This window comes from Exiguobacterium sp. s150 (genome assembly GCF_018618435.1).
Classification (GTDB): Bacteria; Bacillota; Bacilli; order Exiguobacteriales; family Exiguobacteriaceae; genus Exiguobacterium; species Exiguobacterium alkaliphilum.
Map to the genome: position 1 here is coordinate 1 of NZ_JACSMC010000069.1, position 1,465 is coordinate 1,465.

Annotated in this window: 2 protein-coding genes; both read left to right on the forward strand. The window is 41.7% G+C overall.

Features of this window, described 5'->3' with window-relative positions:
* The first annotated feature begins 167 nt into the window (after window positions 1-167).
* A complete protein-coding gene (locus tag KNP76_RS15485) occupies window positions 168-764 on the forward strand; it encodes a bacteriochlorophyll 4-vinyl reductase (RefSeq protein ID WP_214845038.1) in 597 nt (198 codons plus the stop codon).
* Between the two features lie 76 nt (window positions 765-840).
* On the forward strand, window positions 841-999 hold the full coding sequence (locus KNP76_RS15490) for a hypothetical protein (protein ID WP_214845039.1): 159 nt from the start codon (window positions 841-843) through the stop codon (window positions 997-999).
* Window positions 1,000-1,465 lie beyond the last annotated feature (466 nt).

Sequence of the window (1,465 nt, forward strand, 5' to 3'; positions counted from 1 at the left end):
GAATTCACTCCCAATATGATTTAGTTCAGTGTACACAAAAACCCTGAGCAGTAGACTTTTTTAGTGTCTACTACTCAGGGTACAGTTTAGAAAAAGGACCAGTTTAATCAAACGTTTCAAAAAAGTTGATTCGACGAGTCGCAAAGAAGACCATTTTGAATCGAACGATGAAAAGTTCATCGGCTTCGTTTGCAGCGGGGTTACCTGGTGGGGTGGTCATGGCGGCCACTGTTCCAGCGGACACTGCTCAATTCTTTGGTGTAGCGCTTCGAGTGGCTCAAGAAATTGGTTATATCTATGGATATGAAGATTTTTGGAGTGAGAATGGCTTAGATGTCAATCGAGTGAGGGGAGAATTGATTTTGTTTCTCGGTGTCATGTTTGGTGTAGGTGGAGCGACGGCCACCATTAAAGTGTTGTCTTCGCAATTATCCAAACAAGCATTAAAGAAAATTCCGAATCGAGCAATGATGCAGACGATTTATTATCCGATTCTTAAGAAGATGGGAAGCTACATCGGGTTGAAGATGACGAGAAAATCTTTCACGCAAGGGATTTCGAAAGTGATTCCTATCGCTGGAGGTGTGATTTCAGGTTGGATCACGTATTCATCCATGCATCAAATGGGAAATAGACTACTGACAGCACTTGAAGAAAGCATTGATCTCTCTGATGAGGAACTTGTAGCGAGTATCAAAGAGATGAAACAAGAAATTCCGAACATGACTGAGAAAGATTTCGGGATTTTGCAAGGGAGTGTGTAAGCAAGGAGATGAAAATAAGTCTGGCAGACGGTGACGAGCGGTAGAAGGACATCATGAGTGTAACGGAGGAGACGACATGAAATCGTATGAAATTGAATTCCATATGATTAATGATGAGGTGTTGACGCAAGTGGTGGAAGCGGAGAGTCGCTATGCGGCGCTCGAATCGATTTATCAGTCGTTCCGTCATGCGACGGACGGATTCGTCCAGTTCGAGGATGAGTGGACTCTATAGAAGTATTGAATTAATATCATCTTCCTTGAAAAGTGATTGTATCAATAAGTGGTTCACTTACCATGGAGAAAAATCATAACAAATCATTCACTAAATAATCTAAGCTAGAACAAATAGTTAAGGGGGAAAACAATTGATAAGATATTTTATTAGTATAATTAGCTGCCTTCTTCTATTTTTTAGCGGGATGTACAATATAATTACTCATGGTTTTACATTTCCATTTCTTATTCTCTCATTGGGAGGTTTAATTGGTTTTATTGGTAGTTTATTTTATAAAGTGAAGAAAAAAGAAGCATAACAACCTTATGGACTGAATCTTTTTCAGTCCTCAGCTTGTTGACTAACCTCAATCGAATCGCTCGTCCTTTCGACGCCCACGCTTTCCGCAGGCAATCCCGGAGCCGCATCGCGACTAGCGTCGCTGCTGGGTCTCCGTCGGATTGCTCTCCTGCAGGAGTCGGGG